16 protein-coding genes and 2 pseudogenes are annotated in these 17,375 nt (G+C 44.2%); 2 read left to right on the top strand and 16 right to left on the bottom strand.

The features are described 5' to 3' along the window. Window positions 1-471: 471 nt before the first annotated feature. The 10 genes and pseudogenes from mnhG to A136_RS21960 all read right to left on the bottom strand — a co-directional run bounded on the left by mnhG (window position 472) and on the right by A136_RS21960 (window position 11,999). Entirely contained in the window at window positions 472-768 is a 297-nt protein-coding gene (mnhG, locus tag A136_RS22005; protein ID WP_017062422.1) for a monovalent cation/H(+) antiporter subunit G, read from the bottom strand. Next, window positions 768-1,028: a cation:proton antiporter gene (locus tag A136_RS22000; protein WP_032545874.1), complete on the bottom strand. Its 261-nt coding sequence runs from the start codon at window positions 1,026-1,028 to the stop codon at window positions 768-770. The genes mnhG and A136_RS22000 overlap by 1 nt, the downstream gene beginning before the upstream one ends. 28 nt (window positions 1,029-1,056) lie before the next feature. After that, on the bottom strand, window positions 1,057-1,533 hold the full coding sequence (locus A136_RS21995) for a Na+/H+ antiporter subunit E (protein ID WP_017062420.1): 477 nt from the start codon (window positions 1,531-1,533) through the stop codon (window positions 1,057-1,059). Next, a complete protein-coding gene (locus A136_RS21990; RefSeq protein ID WP_017062419.1) occupies window positions 1,530-3,098 on the bottom strand; it encodes a proton-conducting transporter membrane subunit in 1,569 nt (522 codons plus the stop codon). The genes A136_RS21995 and A136_RS21990 overlap by 4 nt, the downstream gene beginning before the upstream one ends. After that, the gene (locus A136_RS21985) at window positions 3,095-3,448 is read right to left on the bottom strand and encodes a Na+/H+ antiporter subunit C (RefSeq protein ID WP_017062418.1); all 354 of its coding nucleotides are present in this window, start codon (window positions 3,446-3,448) and stop codon (window positions 3,095-3,097) included. Before A136_RS21985 ends, A136_RS21990 begins: the two co-directional genes overlap by 4 nt. Further along, window positions 3,448-6,054, bottom strand: a complete 2,607-nt coding sequence (mbhE, locus tag A136_RS21980) for a hydrogen gas-evolving membrane-bound hydrogenase subunit E (protein ID WP_050547031.1) — start codon at window positions 6,052-6,054, stop codon at window positions 3,448-3,450. Before mbhE ends, A136_RS21985 begins: the two co-directional genes overlap by 1 nt. A gap of 567 nt (window positions 6,055-6,621) precedes the next feature. Next, window positions 6,622-7,557, bottom strand: coding sequence for a universal stress protein (locus A136_RS21975; RefSeq protein WP_017064216.1), 936 nt, complete (start codon window positions 7,555-7,557; stop codon window positions 6,622-6,624). A gap of 571 nt (window positions 7,558-8,128) precedes the next feature. After that, window positions 8,129-9,747 (bottom strand): annotated as a pseudogene (locus A136_RS21970) (endonuclease). Window positions 9,748-9,957: 210 nt separating this feature from the next. Then, a complete protein-coding gene (locus A136_RS21965; RefSeq protein ID WP_017064215.1) occupies window positions 9,958-10,962 on the bottom strand; it encodes a metal-dependent hydrolase in 1,005 nt (334 codons plus the stop codon). Window positions 10,963-11,189: 227 nt separating this feature from the next. Then, window positions 11,190-11,999, bottom strand: coding sequence for a sulfite exporter TauE/SafE family protein (locus tag A136_RS21960; RefSeq protein WP_017064214.1), 810 nt, complete (start codon window positions 11,997-11,999; stop codon window positions 11,190-11,192). A 343-nt stretch (window positions 12,000-12,342) separates the two neighbouring features. Between A136_RS21960 and A136_RS21955 the strand changes: the two genes are divergently transcribed. Both A136_RS21955 and A136_RS21950 read left to right on the top strand, forming a co-directional pair. Further along, the gene (locus tag A136_RS21955; RefSeq protein WP_017064213.1) at window positions 12,343-13,320 is read left to right on the top strand and encodes a DUF1852 domain-containing protein; all 978 of its coding nucleotides are present in this window, start codon (window positions 12,343-12,345) and stop codon (window positions 13,318-13,320) included. Window positions 13,321-13,365: 45 nt separating this feature from the next. Continuing rightward, on the top strand, window positions 13,366-14,394 hold the full coding sequence (locus A136_RS21950) for a methionine synthase (protein ID WP_017064212.1): 1,029 nt from the start codon (window positions 13,366-13,368) through the stop codon (window positions 14,392-14,394). A 96-nt stretch (window positions 14,395-14,490) separates the two neighbouring features. On the opposite strand, the gene A136_RS21945 is transcribed toward A136_RS21950, so the two are convergent. From A136_RS21945 to A136_RS22930, 6 genes and pseudogenes are all read right to left on the bottom strand, one after another. After that, window positions 14,491-14,973: a tetratricopeptide repeat protein gene (locus A136_RS21945; protein WP_017064211.1), complete on the bottom strand. Its 483-nt coding sequence runs from the start codon at window positions 14,971-14,973 to the stop codon at window positions 14,491-14,493. Between the two features lie 28 nt (window positions 14,974-15,001). Then, window positions 15,002-15,553 carry a class IV adenylate cyclase gene (gene cyaB, locus A136_RS21940; protein ID WP_017064210.1) on the bottom strand — a complete coding sequence of 184 codons (552 nt, stop codon included), beginning with the start codon at window positions 15,551-15,553 and terminating at the stop codon, window positions 15,002-15,004. 89 nt (window positions 15,554-15,642) lie between these two features. Further along, window positions 15,643-16,035, bottom strand: coding sequence for a hypothetical protein (locus tag A136_RS21935; protein ID WP_017064209.1), 393 nt, complete (start codon window positions 16,033-16,035; stop codon window positions 15,643-15,645). Further along, window positions 16,028-16,477, bottom strand: coding sequence for a GNAT family N-acetyltransferase (locus A136_RS21930; protein WP_017064208.1), 450 nt, complete (start codon window positions 16,475-16,477; stop codon window positions 16,028-16,030). The genes A136_RS21935 and A136_RS21930 overlap by 8 nt, the downstream gene beginning before the upstream one ends. A 69-nt stretch (window positions 16,478-16,546) precedes the next feature. Next, the gene (locus A136_RS21925; protein ID WP_017064207.1) at window positions 16,547-17,047 is read right to left on the bottom strand and encodes a hypothetical protein; all 501 of its coding nucleotides are present in this window, start codon (window positions 17,045-17,047) and stop codon (window positions 16,547-16,549) included. Window positions 17,048-17,108: 61 nt separating this feature from the next. Further along, window positions 17,109-17,375: pseudogene (locus A136_RS22930) on the bottom strand (hypothetical protein); the annotation flags it as partial.

Raw genomic sequence — 17,375 nt, 5'->3', positions numbered from 1 at the left:
ACCGAAACCGAAAAGCCAATGATATAAAATCCCTAGTTTCGAAAAATATGGCGATTTTTAGACATTCAGAGTGTTTTCGAACTTTTGCCCAGCAGTTTGCCTTGCAAATATCCAACAGACAAGGGATTACTTTTAGTAGGGCAAATACATGTTAACATTGTTAACTCTGACTGGTAATGGGGCATTTTCGTGTTACATGCCCCGTCAGCGCACTTCTGAACAATTCTGTGTCAGTGACTTTGCTAAATTAGCATTCAAGAATTACCCTAGATATTGCGAGCCTCCACTGCAGTGGCGGAGCGACAACTCAGCTGAGAAAGGAGTGGAGAATCTTAAATGCTCTTGCAGGGGCGGTCGAAATTAGGTTTATCCACCGAAAAGCAAAAATAACATCCTGATCTGCTCACGTTATGATTGCGTAGTTTCATGGTTACCAAATGAAACAACATTTACATAAAGTGAAAGACCACGCTATTTGTCGTTTCTCCAGATTTGATAACCACTTTCTCGGGTCGCTTTCCCCAGCAAGTGTGCTGCTACCGGAGCGGTAATGAAGATAAACAACATTGTGCCAATCACTCGTGAAATCACCGTGATTTCTGGCATGGCCACCGCCACCGCTAATAACAATGATGCTAAGCCCACCGTACCCGCTTTAGTCGCGGCGTGCATTCGTGTGTAGAGATCGGGCATTCGTAAGATCCCAAGACTTGCGATGAGCGTAAATAAGGTTCCAAGACAAAGTAAAATCCCAACGATAGTGTCCATTACACCTCTCCTTTTCTTTTAAAGATAAGCCTGGCAAACGCGATGGTTCCTAGGAAGGCCACTAGACCGAGTGTAATAGCAATATCCAACAAGGGTTGCTGCCCGCTATCTAGGGTATAAACAGCAATAAAGCCCACCGTCACGAATGAAATCAGATCAAGCGCGACCACTCTATCGGCAAAGGTTGGACCGAGCACCAAGCGAATGAATGCCATCAAGATACTGAGCAGTAGTCCGATATAAGCGAACGTGATGCTCATCTGTAACCAGATACCGATTTCTAATCCATCAGTCACGCGTCACCTCCAAAATCCGTTTTTCTAAACCGTCTTTGATTTCTCGAATAACCTTTTCGTGATCGGGTGCAAACATCGCGTGCACAACCATGTGCTTCTTATCTGGTGTAACATCTAAACTCAAGCTTCCCGGAGTAAGAGAAACCATGTTTGCGAGTAAAGAGATCTCTAAATCTGACTCAACATCTAACGGGACATACACGATATCTGGATCACTCAAATGGGTTGGCGTGACCACATCCCAGACGACTCTGGCTACCGAGATCACCATCTCGTAACAGAAGAAAAGAAACAGGCCAACAAAAGCACGGAAGCGTCGGAAGTAACTGTTTTTCAAACCAAACGGTTGACTGAGTCGCAACGCCAAAAAGCCAACCACAAAACCAAGAATGAAGTTCGTGCCTGTATAGTTGCCGTTTAGCAGCATCCACGCTAAGGCAAGAAACAAGTTCAAAAATAGATAAATCATTGGCTCCCTCCCGATGAATTCAATGCCACGTGTTCAGCTATTTCGCTGTCACCTATTGCACTGTCAGCCAATGCACTCTCTCCAAGAGCCGCTTTTACGTAGGCTTGGGGCTCAATCAACTGTTCTGCTGCCTGCACTGAAAATTGGTAAAACGGCTCGGCTGCCAAACCGATAATCAGACTTAACGTGGTCAATGTGGCTATTGGCACACAATACAATCCTTTTGTGTACTTGTTCATTGGCTGAGTTTTGAGTGTTTGCTGAGGCTTTTTCCAAAACACCTCGTTCCAGATCTTGGTCATCGAGAACACCGTTAACAGACCCACTAAGAGCGCGGCCCCTGCAAGCCAATACAACTCGGTTTGCAAACTAGATTTGATGACAAGGAACTTGCCCCAGAAACCCGACAGAGGTGGAAACCCCGCTAAAGAGAATGCAGGAATGAGAAACAAGAAAGCTAGCCAAGGCATGGCTTTGTAGACTCCGCCTAATTGCCCAAGTTTGCCCGAGCCATAGTTACGCTCGATAAAGCCGCCAATCAGGAACAAATTTGCTTTCACAATGATGTGGTGCACGATGTAGAAAATCGCACCCGCAATGGCGAGCGGCGTGTAGATCGCCAATCCCATGATCATATAACCGATCTGGCTGATGATATGGAAAGAGAGAATTTTTTTAATGTCGTATTGGCTCGCGGCCCCCAATACACCAGTTAACATCGTAAGCCCCGCCACCCACATCAGAGTTGGCTGCCAACCACTTTCTGATAGCGGAAAAATCAAAGTGAACACACGAATCAGCGCATACACTCCAACCTTGGTCAGCAACGCAGCAAACAGTGCGACAACGGCGCTTGGCAATGTATGGTAAGAAGCAGGTAGCCAAGCAAAAACGGGAAACAACGCCGCTTTTATCGCAAACGCGAATAGGAACAGTGCCGCGAGCAAAGTTTTGGTGTCAGACGGAATCAGTGCGGCTTTGGCGTGTAAATCCGCGAGGTTCAAAGTCCCTGTTGCACCGTAGAGTAAGCCAATCGCGAGCAAGAAGACCAAGGTCGATATTAGATTGAGCATCACGTACTTCACTGCTCCATCCACTTGTTGCTTTGATCCATCTAAGATCATCAAACCAAACGATGCTATCAACATCACCTCGAACCACACATAGAGGTTGAAAATATCTCCGGTAAGAAACGCACCATACACGCCGGCCAACAAGATATGCATCAGCGCATGAAATGTGCCGTAAGATGCCTTTTCTTGCAGATCGCCCATGGCGTAGAACACGCTCACTACACCAATAATGGCCGTCACCATCACCATGGCGACGGCAAGATAATCCGCCACAAAAACAATGCCAAATGGTGCCGCCCACTGACCAAACGCCACTGCTTGCGGACCGCCGTTGATGACATCGTGCGTCAACAATGCTGCAATCACCAAAGTCGCCAATGCGCTTGTGCCACTTATCGCATCCGCCAGCGCGTTGTTACGCTTCGCGCAGAAGATGGCGACAGCGGTAAGAAGCGAAATCACTGCGGGTAACGTCAACCAAATCGTCGTCATTCATCCTCCTCAGAACGTCGCATCGCATCAACATCGGCCGAGCCCGCTTCTGAATATGCACGGTAAAACAGCATCAACGCGAACACCAACAAGCCAAAACCAATCACAATGGCAGTCAGAATTAAAGCTTGAGGAAGCGGGTTTGCCGCACCTTCCGGTGGTAATTGTGAATTCGCATCAATCAAAGGCGGTAGTCCGGGCGTTAAACGTCCGGCAGTGAAAATCGCGATGTTCACGGCACTACTCAATAAGATCAAACCGAATAATAGACGCAAGATGTGTCGCTCAAGCATAAGATAGACACCAGCCGCGACAAACACACCGACCACGAGACTCCATAGTATTTCCATCAATCCAACTCCTCATTCACACGTAACAACATCCCCATCACGCCACCAATGATGGCGAGGTAAATACCGACGTCGAATATCAGCGGTGTGCCGAGCGGTAGAATATCTTTCCACCACAAACCGGTTAAGAACGGCAAATTGAAAGCAAAGCTCATCAGGCCAGCCACGAAGCTTAAGAAAATACCAAATAGAGCAATGCTAAATGGCGCGAAATACAAACGATCCCGAACGTACTTTGGCGACTCTGCAAACATCAGTAACGCAAAACCAATTACAGCAATCAGCGCACCGATGAAACCACCACCCGGCTCGTTATGTCCACGCAACAATAAGTAAAGTGAAAACACCAACATCAGCGCTGCAACGATGTGTGCAGTAGTGGCAAAAATAAGGGAATGGATACGATTACGTTTGTGATAGTGCGTTTTCAACAAACTCACCGCAGCGATACCAGCCATCACGACCACGATTACCTCACCCAACGTATCGAAGGCTCGAAAATCAACCAAAATCACGTTGACGATGTTGCGTCCATGTCCGCCGGGAACACTGTTTTCTGCGAAGAAATCAGCCAGAGTGGCATCTAAAGGTTGGGCGGTGATATTGATCAACAACGCCGTTACCGAGATACCAATCACACCAGCTATCGCCGCGTGCAGCAACTTTCGGCGAATAGGATGTTGCGGCACCGTCATTAAGCCCGGAATGTGACGTATCAACAGCACCACAAATACAACCATCAAGGTTTCAACCAGCAATAAGGTTTTCGCGACATCTGGCGCGCTGTAAATCATAAAGACTAAAGTGGTCATAAAGCCCACAACACCAAGCGCAGATACCGCCAACAAACGAGACTTGGTAAAGGTACAGACTAAGGCAGCAGCGATAAGTAGCAGTGCAATGCTTACCTCGTAGAAATTAATGTCCGTTAATGCAGCAAATCGAGCTCGTGGGATCACTAACGGACTGCTTAACAGTAATCCAGCGAGCACAATATAGAACAGCAACACGTAATAACTTAAGCGCTTTTGCTGTAATAACTGCGTTTGCCATTTAGCTAACCGCATCATGCCTGCCATAATTTTGTCGAAAACGGATTCGGCTGTTGGCACCACGGCCCCTTCACGTTGTCCGCCCACCAACAGCCTTGGGTAGACTCGATATAAAACAAAGCCGAGTAACAAAGTTAATACACTCAGCACCAACGGCAAATTCACGCCTTGCCAAAGCTTGGCTGCTTGTGGTGCTGAGTCAGGCAAGCTCGACGAAACCCCCGGAATAACCACATTGTTGTTGATCCAATCTAAACCAAGCACCGGCGCAAGCACACTGGCAATGGCAAGCAACATTGCTGGCAGCCAAAGCCCTTTACTGGATTCCACTTTCTTGGCTGGCGTTGGATTACCTTCATAAGTCGCGAAGAAAGGTTTCACGATCAGCGCCAACGCCAACGCCACCATAATGACGTTAACCACAAGGAAGATAACGGTAAGGATGACGCTCACCTCCAGACCGGATTTGTACATGTACTCTTTGCTCAAGAACCCGAGTAATGGTGGCACGCCCGATTTCGACAGAGCAGCGATGATTGCGGCTACGAGGCTGAGTGTTAACGCTGTTTTCAAACCATACAACATTCGAATGTCACGCGTTCCCGTTGCCTTATCGATATTACCCACCACCATGAACAGCGCGGCTTTGTAGAACGAGTGAGCCAAGACAAACAGCAGCGCGGCCATCATCGCAAGCTCAGTACCCATACCAATCAACAATACCAATTTACCTAAGGCAACATTCGTGCTGTATGCCAGCATCAACTTCAAATCAGTTTGCTTGAGCGCTAATAACGCACACCATATAGCGGTAAAGCCACCAAAAATGCCGAGCGTGTAAAACCAAATATCGTTGTGTGAATAGATAGGTGAAACACGGGCAAGCAAATACACCCCAGCCTTCACCATAGTGGCCGAGTGAAGATAAGCGCTCACTGGCGTTGGCGCTGCCATTGCATTAGGTAACCAAAAGTGGAATGGAAACTGCGCCGATTTGGTGAACGCACCGAGCAAAACCAGAACCAGCGAAGGCAGGAACCATTCATGTTGTGCAATCAGCGTACTTTGCGCGACGATGGTACTTATCTCATAGCTGCCAGCCATTTCACCCAACAGTATCAAACCTGCTAATAACGCTAAGCCACCAGCGCCAGTGACAATGAGAGATTGAAATGCGTTCTTGCGGGATTTATCTTTCTCGTGATTAAAGCCAATCAAAAGATACGACGTTATGGTGGTAAGTTCCCAAAAAACAAAAAGGAGTAGAATATTGTCGCTCGTGACAACACCTAACATCGCTAACATAAACAGCGTCAGATAGAGGTGAAAAGAGAATCGAGACGAATCCCCCTTGAGATATGCCAGTGCATAAATCTGGATCAATGCACCGATACCACTGATCAAACACGCGAACAGGAAAGATAACCCATCCAACTTGAAGCTCAGGTTTACATCTAAACTAGGAACCCAATTCGTTTGCCAACTCACGCCTCCCGGCTCATACCAACTGATGAGCAAGAAGAAAATGACCATGGGTAGAACAGGAAAAATCATGAGAATCAAAGAATGATCTTTTGAACCTGTTGTGTGTTTTTTTCCTATTACACTATTCAATATCGCCATCCATTTCGTTACGTTCACGCGTGTATGGGGACTCATAGAATCGAAGGAAAAAAGCCTTCTCCTGATACTTCATGCTTCAACCACATTGTTGATTTGGGCATCAGGAAGATAATCCGAGCAAGGCATGTGAACGGATTATCTAGTTTACGAAGGCTTTGAATAAGACCGCTAAAATTAAGTCACGATCATCCATTCCAATATAGATAGATCCCACTGGTTCAAATTATTTGCTGTCGAGAACGACATAAGAATGCATGTCACTATGGGAATTGCTCTGGTCAAATAAAAAACTCGACTCTTCATTCACTGCACTCAGTGCGTCGTAGGAGCAGTCTCCGATATCGTTTCTCGGGCATGCATAAATGTGAGAGCGCTCAAGCATTTCAGTTTGGCAAATAGGACATAGTTTCTTCATACTACCCTCCACTAAGAAGTTATTAGTCTGTCGTGTGCACGCTTACTTCAGTATTGCTATTTCCGCTTTTCGAGATCAATTTGTTACTTGATTGGAGATATAAATCCCTCTGGTTTCATTGCCACTAAGGAGCAATTAATTGATTGAAGAATATTCTCGGCAGTATTGCCAATCACATAACCAGAAATACCGGTTCGGGCTAAGGTTCCCATGACCAACACGTCAATCTCTGCCTCATCAACACACTCCGGAATTTTATCGTCCGGTTTACCATGCAGGTGATGAACAACCACCTCACCAGCAATACCTGAGTCATCAATTAATTGCTGCAAGGCTTGTTCGTGACGCGCTTTCTCTTTAGAAACCTCGACAGACAGCTGAGCCTCATCAACTTGAATCCAAACGTGATTGTCGAGGTAGTTCTCTAAATAATGTTCCCAACAAGAGATAATGTGTAATCGGCTATCACAGGTATCCGCAATCGAACGAGAGAGCTCTAACAATCGACACGATAGTGCCTGCTGCTCATCGTTGATAGCCAAGGGATCGACCGCAACCGCAATACGTCGTTTGTCTCGTGGTTTAAATATTGGTCGATGCAGCCATACTGGACAAGGACATTTACGCAATAAAGTCATGTCTATCGCTTTAAAGCCTTCCGCCCCTTCACTGAGTGGTTCAGCCTCTTTAATGATCAGGTCATTATGATTCAGCATCGCTTCTTGGATGATACAAACCGCCGGATTTTCACTGCTTTTAACTCTCAGGGGAAACGGCACCTGCTCTTCAGAAATAGCCAGGTCTTCAAGCAAATTTTTTACGCTCTGCTGAAGCGAATCATGTAAAGACTGTTCATAGCTTTGTTGATATTGAACGAGATCGGTAGGAAAGTCAGGACAGGCAATCAGGCCCGAAACTGGAACGTGATTGTTAGCCGCTATTCTAATCGCTTGACCCAGAGCGTCACTGTGGCCAGGCAGACCTTGTGTTGCAAAAAGTATGTTCTCGAATCGTCTCATACACACCTCCTTGGTTGTTCAAATAGTAGCCAATATCAACACGGCTTTGCTATAACAAATTTGTAACCATTAGTTATCAATATCAATACGCAATCGCAATCAGTTAGTTACATGTAAAATAGCAATGAGTGAGTTTACAGATCAACGTGCTCAGACAGCTATATGTAACAAATTACGTCAAAATTTATCGCGAGCTAAAGCAAAAACTTATTCAGAAAGGATGTCGGCAGAAACCCAGAACAGTAGACACCACACTGATTAGAAAATGTAGGTCAAACGACTTTCCACATAATTTGATAGAAAAATGTCCTGAATTGAAAAGGGGCAAAATGAGCTACAGTTTCCCCTAAATTAACAATTCAGAGATAACTAAAGGTATGGAAAGTCGCTTAACGTAGCGCCCTGTATTGATGGTGCAGACCACTGAAAAGTATACGTGACCTTCATGACAATATGCTTTTTCAAATATTTAAAAGCATGCTCTATAATGCCTCTCAATAAAAGAACCCAAACAAAGGGTTGGGCTCAACTCAATAATCATCAAGCCATTGTCATGGTGGTTATATTCCGATTAATTTCCCCAGATTTGGCTGACAAACTCTGGATGGTCAATAAACGGATTACGATTCCCTTGAAAATCATGTACCGCCTTATTTCGGTCGATTTCTTTTTGGCATACTGGATCTTCAGAATGCCAACGCTTTAGCATAGTAAGTAGCCAAGGTTCAAAAACAGTTGTATTGGTTCCATCCAGAACGGCATCAGAGCTTGTAGAGTTCCCTTCCCAATTAGCGATTTCATTTTCATAGCGTGTTGCCATGTAGAAATATGCTCTTGCAAAATCACCTTTAAACTCATCAATTGGCTCAAACACCGTATACCCACATAACCAAGAGAGTTCGCTGCACTGCCTAACTTAGAACCATTGCTTGATGTGTATGTCGCGCTACTCACCTCACCAAATGGCCAATTACTACGTTTCGAGTTAACTTAGCCATCAGTGGCAATTAAATGGTGACCGTCAGAGTTCATTGGCTCGACTTTCCCACCAAACCAGCTTTTCGGGAATGAGTGCTCACGGTTGTAGCAATCACCTTCTTTGCTGTATTGACCACATTGATCCGCAACCTTAGTAAATTGGATTGAATCTGAGCTTGAAGGTTTCTCCGAATACATATCGGGAATCGACTCATCAGTGTCATAGTATGCGTCTAGGTCAGCCTCAGACACCAACCTCCAAATAGCGGCGTAACCCTGACTGCTATGATTATCAATAATTTGATATAAGGCCGTTTTTAACGCAAAGCCCACTTTTCCTTCAGCGTCTTTGTAATACTCACCTAACACTGGAGGTTCAGTTGGTGGTGCAGTTGAACCACCAATCGAAAATTCTGTACTCTGACTTGCTTGGAAATCACCACCAGATGCCACAACGGTTCCATTTACCGACAAACTGTATGAACCATTCCCCACACTGCAGCACATTCCATCTCCATAAGAATCTGAGACTTCTAGGGTGTAGTTACCATCCGCTAAACACATTTCCACTTCATTGATGGTGTTATTTTTATAATCTGAACCAGAATAAAGATTTTGAGAAACTGAGTTTTTGAGAGACCAACTAGTTTCAGAACCATAGTTATCCGTAACTAGCGTGAGTGCGGCACTTGTGTCATTGCAGCTTTGTGTTGGTGGAGTCTCCGTAGGCTGAAAGTTATCTAAATACACCACTTCCGAACTATCAAAACCTGCATCATCATAAAATCGTACGCCCACAACGATATCTTTAGTGCTCGTAGCGCTGTACGAGTGAGTCAATGCTTGCCACTGATTCGTTAAACCATTATTCGAGTAACCTAAATAGCCATCAACAAAAAGGCGAGCTTTCACGTTGCCTTCCGTGTGGTAAACATCGACAGAGAAATCATAAGTTTTCCCTTGTTCAACACGTATCGTTTGAAGAAAGTCGGTATTACTTTGAGTACTTGTATTCACTGTTACTTGTGCTGAGAAACTGCCATTATTTACAGGATCGGTAGAGAGCGAAAGTGCAATGCCGGAGTCAATCACACTCCAACCAGATGGTACGTTTCCTTCCCAGTTTTCAAAACTTCCATTTTGCATTTGCGCATGCGCACTCGCTGAACAAAGTAATGCAACGCCACTTAGTGTTATTATTCTATTTATCATATAACACTCTGTTTAATTGGATAAAAACCAACTAAACTTAGAAAGTAATCAAAAAATGAATGGAGGTATACATTACATTTATAAATGTAAGCATTATGGGTTTTATTGATATGTGTGATGTAAATCAATGTGACATCGACCTGTTAAATAAAGGAATAGAAAAGGCTGAGCAGATTATCTGACTCAGCCTTTTTACTTTTCAGAACTCGGTCATTTATCACCAGTGAGCATATCGAAAAAGGTCTGTCTCGATTCTGGCGTGTTGTCTCTATGAGTTTCGTATTTTACATGCGCGTTTGCATCAACTGCTTTTGATAGCTTGATGCTCCATAGTGCTTTCATTTGATTTGGTACAATTGAATATCGGACATCGATAATACGCAGCTCGTCTGTTGGGTCCTGAGCGATATAACCATTTGAAAACCAGCGGAAACGTTCTATGTCTTTGGCTTGTTGAGAGTCCGTGTCAAGCCAAGGTAAATCCCTGCTAACATTCAGCTTCGCAATCGACTCTCCGGGATACGTGCTTACCGATGTGCCAACCCGCACTGCGTCTACATGGTAATGAGCCTCTGTTTCGTACACCACTTTCCAAACCAAGATATTCGCAAAGCTTGGTTTTGCCTCTAATCGAATCGGTGTGTGTTGCCTTTCTTGCGCTAATTGCCACCCAATCGCCTCTGCCCTGTCTCGCTGAATCATCCCTAATGTTGGATAAATTAGCGCCCAAGTAAACGCAACACGCGCTAGCCAAGGCGCTCGTTTTAACGTCGCAAACATAAGCAACACTAGAATGGGAAGCGTATAAACAGGATCGATGATTGATATGGTATTCCAAGAAAAACGCGCGTTGGTGAAAGGCCAAAGTAACTGCGTGCCATAGGTGGTACAAGCGTCTAACAGTGCATGAGTACCATAGCCCAGAGCACAAAACAGCCAACTTTGTTTGAAAGAAAGCCCACGTTTTTTTGCAATCAGGTGATGCAGAACCAAAGCGCAGATCAAACTGCCAATGGGAATAAAGAAGAGTGAATGGGTAAATTGTCGATGAAATTCCAAAGCCAACAAAGGGTCACTTTGAGACTTAATCAGTGCATCCAAATCTGGTGCTAACCCGGAGAGCAGCCCTAATACCCCAGCAACAACCAAATGTTGTTTTTTGCTGGCCGATTGTGACAAAGAAGCGCCTAACACGCCCTGCGTTAAAGGATCCATAAATCACTCATTGATAGCATTCCGTTGAATCAAACAAAATACATTTAGCTATAGCGGTGAACTGTTCATAACTAAACGGTTTTATCAATATACTCATGTACATAGCTGTATAAGCATAGACCGATAAACAAAAAAAGAGCAGTTATGAAACTGCCCTTTTCTAATTATTGGTGGTTGATCAATTTATTCGTTTTTGTTCTGTATATTCACACTTGAACGATCTTTTATTAACGAGCAACCATGCTTGCTGCGATAACCACCAGCAGTACTGAGAAGATTTTCTTAATCGTTGGAACCGGTAAATGGTTGGTGGCTTTTGCGCCTAACGGAGCCGTAAACCAAGACGTGCACACAATACCCAACAGCGCAGGCAGATAAACAAAGCCTGCAAAGCCATCAGTTAGAGCAAAGTGGCTACTGCCCGAGGTTATGTAACCGATAGAGCCGAATAGCGCGATAACAATGCCACACGCAGACGCACAGCCAATCGCCTTTTTCATATCGACCGAAAAGAACGTGAGCAAAGGAACGAGTAACGCACCGCCACCAATCCCGATCATTGCCGACAAACCGCCAGTAATGGTTGTCAGAACCGTTAATACACCTTTATTCGGTAGCTTTCGCTCTTTAGGCGCGTCACTTTTACTGCTTAAGAACATCTTAATTGCGATAAGAACCACGCTCACAGCAAACACGATACGAACAACCTTTTCAGGTAATAACGCCGCCATAAAACCACTAACCAAAGCACCTAGAGCAACACCCAACATGATCCAAGGTGCCAAGTCCCAAGGCACGTTGCCGTTCTTGTGGTGAGCGAGCGCAGAAGACGTTGAAGTAAATAGAATCGAGGCCAGTGAGGTCGCAATCGCAGCGACAACAACTTGGTCAGACGGTAGAACTTCTAAATACAGTAAAATGCTGCTTAACACAGGAACAATGATCAGCCCTCCACCAATGCCCAAAAGCCCGGCAAGAAAACCAACACCACTGCCTAGTAACGCACAGTAGAAAATCAACAACAGCAATTCACTCATTTCATCCATCTCTTAATTAAATTAATTATCTTAAATAACACACTATTAATGTGGCTATATTTCCATCAAGCTAATTAATATAACTGACACCGACTAAAATATTCAAACAGAATAGATCATGAATATTCCTCATGTTGAATGTGAAGTAATACCATTGTTAATGGTCAACCTATCAACGTATAAAAACCTTAAGCGATTAACTTTATACGACATTAATTCTACTAAGCATTAATTTCAGACAGCATAGCCTTCGATTCTTAATCCGGTCACAAGCAAAAAATAAAAGCCGTTTTAATACTAAAGACCGAGAGAATCAGAAAAAAAATTGGGATACCAAATCAGCATGAATAAAGAATTTAATTTTACGATTAAGAGCATTAGCCTCGACGAAAACTACCAGCCTGCAGACAGCACGCGTATCACTACCAACTTTGCTAACCTGGCTCGCGGTGACAGCCGTCAAGCGAACTTACGCAATGCACTACAAATGATCGATAACAGTTTCAACGCGTTAGCGCACTGGGATAACCCTAAGGGCGACCGCTACTCTGTTGAGCTTGAAATCATTTCTGTTGATATGGATATTGAAAGCAACGGCGAAGCATTCCCTTCAATTGAAGTGCTGAAAACCAATATTGTAGACCGTAAAACTAACGAGCGTATTGAAGGCATTATCGGAAATAACTTCTCTTCTTATGTTCGAGATTATGACTTTAGCGTACGTCTATTGGATCATAATAAAGGCCAAGATAAATTCAGCATTCCAGAAGATTTTGGTGACTTACACGGTAAGCTTTTTAAATATTTCGTTAACTCTGACGCTTACAAAAAGAACTTTAATAAACGACCTGTTATTTGCTTAAGCGTGTCAGATAATAAAACCTATTACCGCACTGAAAACCAACACCCAGTATTAGGTTTTGAATACCAACCAAATGAGTCTTCTTTAACTGAACAATATTTCAAAAAGATGGGCTTACAGGTTCGTTATTTCATGCCGCCTAACAGTGTTGCACCTTTGGCCTTCTATTTCTTTGGTGATCTGCTGAACGATTACTCTAACCTAGAGCTTATCAGCACCATCAGTACCATGGGTACGTTCCAGAAAATCTACCGACCTGAGATTTACAACGCGAACGCGGTTGCGGGTAACTGTTACCAACCAAACTTGAAAAACTTGGATCACTCGCTGACTCAAATCGTGTACGACCGTGAAGAACGAAGCCAGCTAGCTGTTGAACAAGGTAAATTCGCAGAAGAGAAGTTCATTAAGCCATACCAATCAGTTCTAGAGAACTGGTCGGCAAATTACGCACTTTAATCGTCTATTGCGCTCTCAAACCACCCAAGGATAGGCAATATTATTATGAAAACACTATTACCGACTTCAACAGCGGGCAGCTTGCCGAAACCGTCTTGGCTTGCACAACCAGAGACGCTTTGGTCGCCATGGAAACTTCAAGGTGACGAACTCACAGACGGCAAACAAGATGCGCTGCGTGTCTCTCTGCACGAGCAACAGCAAGCAGGCATTGATATTGTAAGTGACGGCGAACAAACACGTCAGCACTTTGTAACGACCTTCATTGAACACTTGAATGGTGTTGATTTTGAAAAGCGTGAAACCGTTAAAATTCGCGACCGTTACGATGCCAGTGTGCCTACAGTGGTTGGCCCTGTTTCTCGCCAGAAATCCGTGTTTGTTGAAGATGCGAAGTTCTTACGTCAGCAAACCGACCAACCGATCAAATGGGCTCTGCCGGGGCCTATGACGATGATAGATACGCTTTACGATGCACATTACCAAAGCCGTGAAAAACTGGCGTGGGAATTTGCGAAGATCCTCAACGAAGAAGCGAAAGAGTTAGAAGCTGCAGGCGTTGATATTATTCAGTTCGATGAACCTGCGTTTAACGTGTTTTTTGATGAAGTGAACGATTGGGGCATTGCTTGTTTGGAAAGAGCCATTGAAGGGCTTAAATGCGAAACAGCAGTGCATATTTGTTATGGCTACGGCATCAAAGCGAATACGGATTGGAAAAAGACACTAGGCACCGAGTGGCGTCAATACGAAGAAGTCTTCCCTAAGCTGCAGCAATCGAATATCGATATTATCTCTTTAGAGTGTCACAACTCTCATGTACCCCTTGAGCTACTTGAACTGGTGCGAGGCAAGAAAGTGATGGTTGGTGCGATTGATGTAGCTACCGATTCGATTGAAACACCGGAAGAAGTGGCTAGCACTCTTAGAGAAACACTTAAGTACGTTGATGCCGATAAGCTCTACCCTTGCACCAACTGTGGCATGGCTCCCCTGCCTCGCGACATTGCTTCAGCGAAGCTTAATGCGCTAAGTGCTGGCGCAGAGATCGTTCGGAAAGAACTTTCAGCGTAACGCTTTCCTTAAGAACAAAAGCTATCCCCTGAAGCCTAAGTATCACATCGATGCTTAGGCTTTTTGTTATGTGAGTTAAGGAGCTTTACGCGCTGCTTACCAGGTTTTATCTAGGTCTTGAGCATATAAAGAGATCGCTCGTTGGTACTCTTTGATCGCTTCGCTATTCGTCGTGGAAACTAAAAGATCAAGTAACAGCGACGTCGCTTCTTTATGGCGACCTAAATTGTACAAACACATCGCGTAGAAAGGCTTCACTTCTATCGAGTTAGGATACTCAGCCATAGTCTGTTCGAAATAGCCTAAAGCCTCTGCATAAAGGCCAATGCTTCGATAAGTACTCGCCAAACCGAACAACGCATCAAAGCGCTCTACTGAAGAAAGCACGCCAGACAGAGACAACACATAGTGCTCAATCGCTTGTTGCTCTTTGCCCTGGTTGTCATAAGACCACGCTATCTGTAAATGAGCTTTCGCTGCATAGTTTTCATCAGTGAGTAGCGTTGCCAACAAGTCACGCGACTCTTGATACTTTTCTTCTTTTCGCAACTCGATGGCTTGTTTGATAATGGTGTCCATAGTCTTTCCCTGACGCTTGAGCGCTGTGCTATGCGTTCATTTCTTCGAACATCTGTTTGTAAGACTGAGTTTGCAGTGCCGATTGAGTCAGCCCGAATTTATTGGCTAACAACTCAAGCTCACTTTTATACACAGACAACTTAGATTCATCGTCCGTCATGATAGCAAACTCAGCAAAATCACCTATACCCGCAAGAGAATCGACGGTGATATGGAACTCTCCAACAAAGTAAATACTGCGAGTTTTCTGCGCTTTAAGAATCACTTCGTATCCCAGGTTCTCTAGCATGCTCTTAGCATTCGACGCATCGGTGATGTTTGTCGCTTCACATCGATCAGGCTCAGGGCCTTTTACGATCCATAATTTGATGCCCGACGGCTCCATAGTACGAATACACAAGCTTTTGTTCCGAGCCTGTAAGCTTCTATCGGGGCTATCGAAATACCAATCACATTCCTGATTGTCTTGCAGCATTACTTCATGAGGAATTAGGTTCAAAGTTTTCAAGAACTCAGACTTAGAGCTAAGTCGATACTTCAGCTCAACCTCATATTTGCCTTTGAAATGGTCGTTAGTCATAAGATAGCTCAGTGCAAAAAAGGCGATACTAGCACACGAACCAAATCCGAAATACAAACTGACGCACAACACAAACTAAAGCCGTGGAACTATGTTCGACACGCTAACACACGCTGCCATTCTTCTTGGCTCATAGCGCCTTTAGAAAGGTAAATATTGTGTTTCTGCATTGCACCTTTCGTGTATGAAAGCTTGATGAATGAGCCAATTTCAAACGGAAGAAAGCTACGCTGTAAAGTCACATCACAAGCAACGCCATTTAAACGTACATGACCGTTCGTGATTTCAAACGAGCTATCGCGAAGCTTCCACCACAACATTAGAATTTTTATTAATGGAGGAACACAAATTATCAGCCCTATGGTTAGCAGCGATGAACGATCACCGTCTGATATCCAATAGACAAGACCTAGTGCAATAACAATAAACAGCAACTCTGAAAATAAGTATTTAACAAAATTTAGTTGGATACGGTTATCCATGACACCCTCTCAATGATGACCCTAAAGGCAGCTCCATTTCAACGAGCCCTTTCACTTCAGACAACTGAGTAAAACCTTTTGATTGATAAAGCTTAATGGCGGGGTTCTCACTGAACACGCGCAACACTAACTGAGCCGATGCTTGATTGTTCGCATGTTCAATAGCCAAATCGAGACACTTAGAGCCAAAACCTTGACCTTGACAGTCAGCTAATATCTGCAAGTCCCTAAGAAACGTTGTACCACTAGCGTAACTGAAGCGAACAACACCAATACGGCGATCCCCCACATAAATTTCATAGTTATCCAGCTCATCCCAGCTGCGTAAAAACTGGCTATGACCCCAAGCGATTCCACGAGCTTGATAGTAACTCGCCATATTCGTTTTGGTGATCGATTCAGCGAACTTAGGCTCTGAACCTTTGACCAACCTTACTTCCATATTGTGTCCTTTGTTTTCAAATCACATCTGAATACGGCATAGCAAAATGCCGTATATGTTGAATCATTTTTAGGTACATACTGGTTTCACTTCCTTCCATTGTGTATCCCATTCTTCGCCTAACAAATTAGAAAGTTTTTCACAGTCGTATAGATAGCGAAGACTATCTTTACAGTACGCAGTAAGTATTTCAGTTAACTGACCAGACGCTTTTTCGTTGTCTTTGAGTTTTCCGTACATCATCAAACCAGTCCTAAAGGTGTCTTGATCGAGGTCAGACGCTTGCTTCGATAACATCCCAAAAGAAATAGCGTTAATAGACAGGGCTAATGCAATCGCATCGCCTTCATCTCCCTCTAATTCACAAGCACTATAACGAGCTAACAAGTTCGATGTTTTAATTAATGGGGCAAGGTCTTTTGTATTTGCATATTTATAGGTTTCAAAACCTTGCCGCACCGCAGCTTTATGACTGTCTTCAATGCTCACAACATAGTCTGTCAAAACATGTAAGCTCGCATATGCACCTAGCCCGAAAGCCACAATGAACACGGCGATTAATCTGATCACTTATCTCTCCTAAAAGAACCTTGTGCTGGTTAATTTTAAACGGCGTCTTGTAGTAACAACCCTACTTGCCATCGACCTTTTCTATAAACCAACTTCCTTGGCACGGTCCATTGGTTAAGTGCCATCGGCCATCAAATCTATTGCCACTGCCATGTGCGGAAAAACGATAATCCCATTGGCGATGTTTAGCATATAAACGTAAGTCGCCGCTTTCCGTAACCCAGCCCTCTAACGGTGTACCGTTGTAGGTAAGCCTTAGGGTAGCCTTACCCTCACGAATGGTTCCGGTAATAGTTGTGCGTTCACACATATTATTGCCAGTGGTGTT

The sequence above is a fragment of the Vibrio crassostreae 9ZC13 genome, from assembly GCF_000272045.2.
GTDB lineage: Bacteria > Pseudomonadota > Gammaproteobacteria > Enterobacterales > Vibrionaceae > Vibrio > Vibrio crassostreae_C.
This window is presented reverse-complemented; position numbering and strand designations above follow the sequence as displayed.

Excerpts from the sequence above, each read along its gene's own strand:
- mnhG (WP_017062422.1), bottom strand. The coding sequence starts at position 768 with ATGGACACTATCGTTGGGATTTTACTTTGTCTTGGAACCTTATTTACG.
- A136_RS22000 (WP_032545874.1), bottom strand. The coding sequence starts at position 1,028 with ATGAGCATCACGTTCGCTTATATCGGACTACTGCTCAGTATCTTGATG.
- A136_RS21995 (WP_017062420.1), bottom strand. The coding sequence starts at position 1,533 with ATGATTTATCTATTTTTGAACTTGTTTCTTGCCTTAGCGTGGATGCTG.
- A136_RS21990 (WP_017062419.1), bottom strand. The coding sequence starts at position 3,098 with ATGACGACGATTTGGTTGACGTTACCCGCAGTGATTTCGCTTCTTACC.
- A136_RS21985 (WP_017062418.1), bottom strand. The coding sequence starts at position 3,448 with ATGGAAATACTATGGAGTCTCGTGGTCGGTGTGTTTGTCGCGGCTGGT.
- mbhE (WP_050547031.1), bottom strand. The coding sequence starts at position 6,054 with ATGATTTTTCCTGTTCTACCCATGGTCATTTTCTTCTTGCTCATCAGT.
- A136_RS21975 (WP_017064216.1), bottom strand. The coding sequence starts at position 7,557 with ATGAGACGATTCGAGAACATACTTTTTGCAACACAAGGTCTGCCTGGC.
- A136_RS21965 (WP_017064215.1), bottom strand. The coding sequence starts at position 10,962 with ATGGATCCTTTAACGCAGGGCGTGTTAGGCGCTTCTTTGTCACAATCG.
- A136_RS21960 (WP_017064214.1), bottom strand. The coding sequence starts at position 11,999 with ATGAGTGAATTGCTGTTGTTGATTTTCTACTGTGCGTTACTAGGCAGT.
- A136_RS21955 (WP_017064213.1), top strand. The coding sequence starts at position 12,343 with ATGAATAAAGAATTTAATTTTACGATTAAGAGCATTAGCCTCGACGAA.
- A136_RS21950 (WP_017064212.1), top strand. The coding sequence starts at position 13,366 with ATGAAAACACTATTACCGACTTCAACAGCGGGCAGCTTGCCGAAACCG.
- A136_RS21945 (WP_017064211.1), bottom strand. The coding sequence starts at position 14,973 with ATGGACACCATTATCAAACAAGCCATCGAGTTGCGAAAAGAAGAAAAG.
- cyaB (WP_017064210.1), bottom strand. The coding sequence starts at position 15,553 with ATGACTAACGACCATTTCAAAGGCAAATATGAGGTTGAGCTGAAGTAT.
- A136_RS21935 (WP_017064209.1), bottom strand. The coding sequence starts at position 16,035 with ATGGATAACCGTATCCAACTAAATTTTGTTAAATACTTATTTTCAGAG.
- A136_RS21930 (WP_017064208.1), bottom strand. The coding sequence starts at position 16,477 with ATGGAAGTAAGGTTGGTCAAAGGTTCAGAGCCTAAGTTCGCTGAATCG.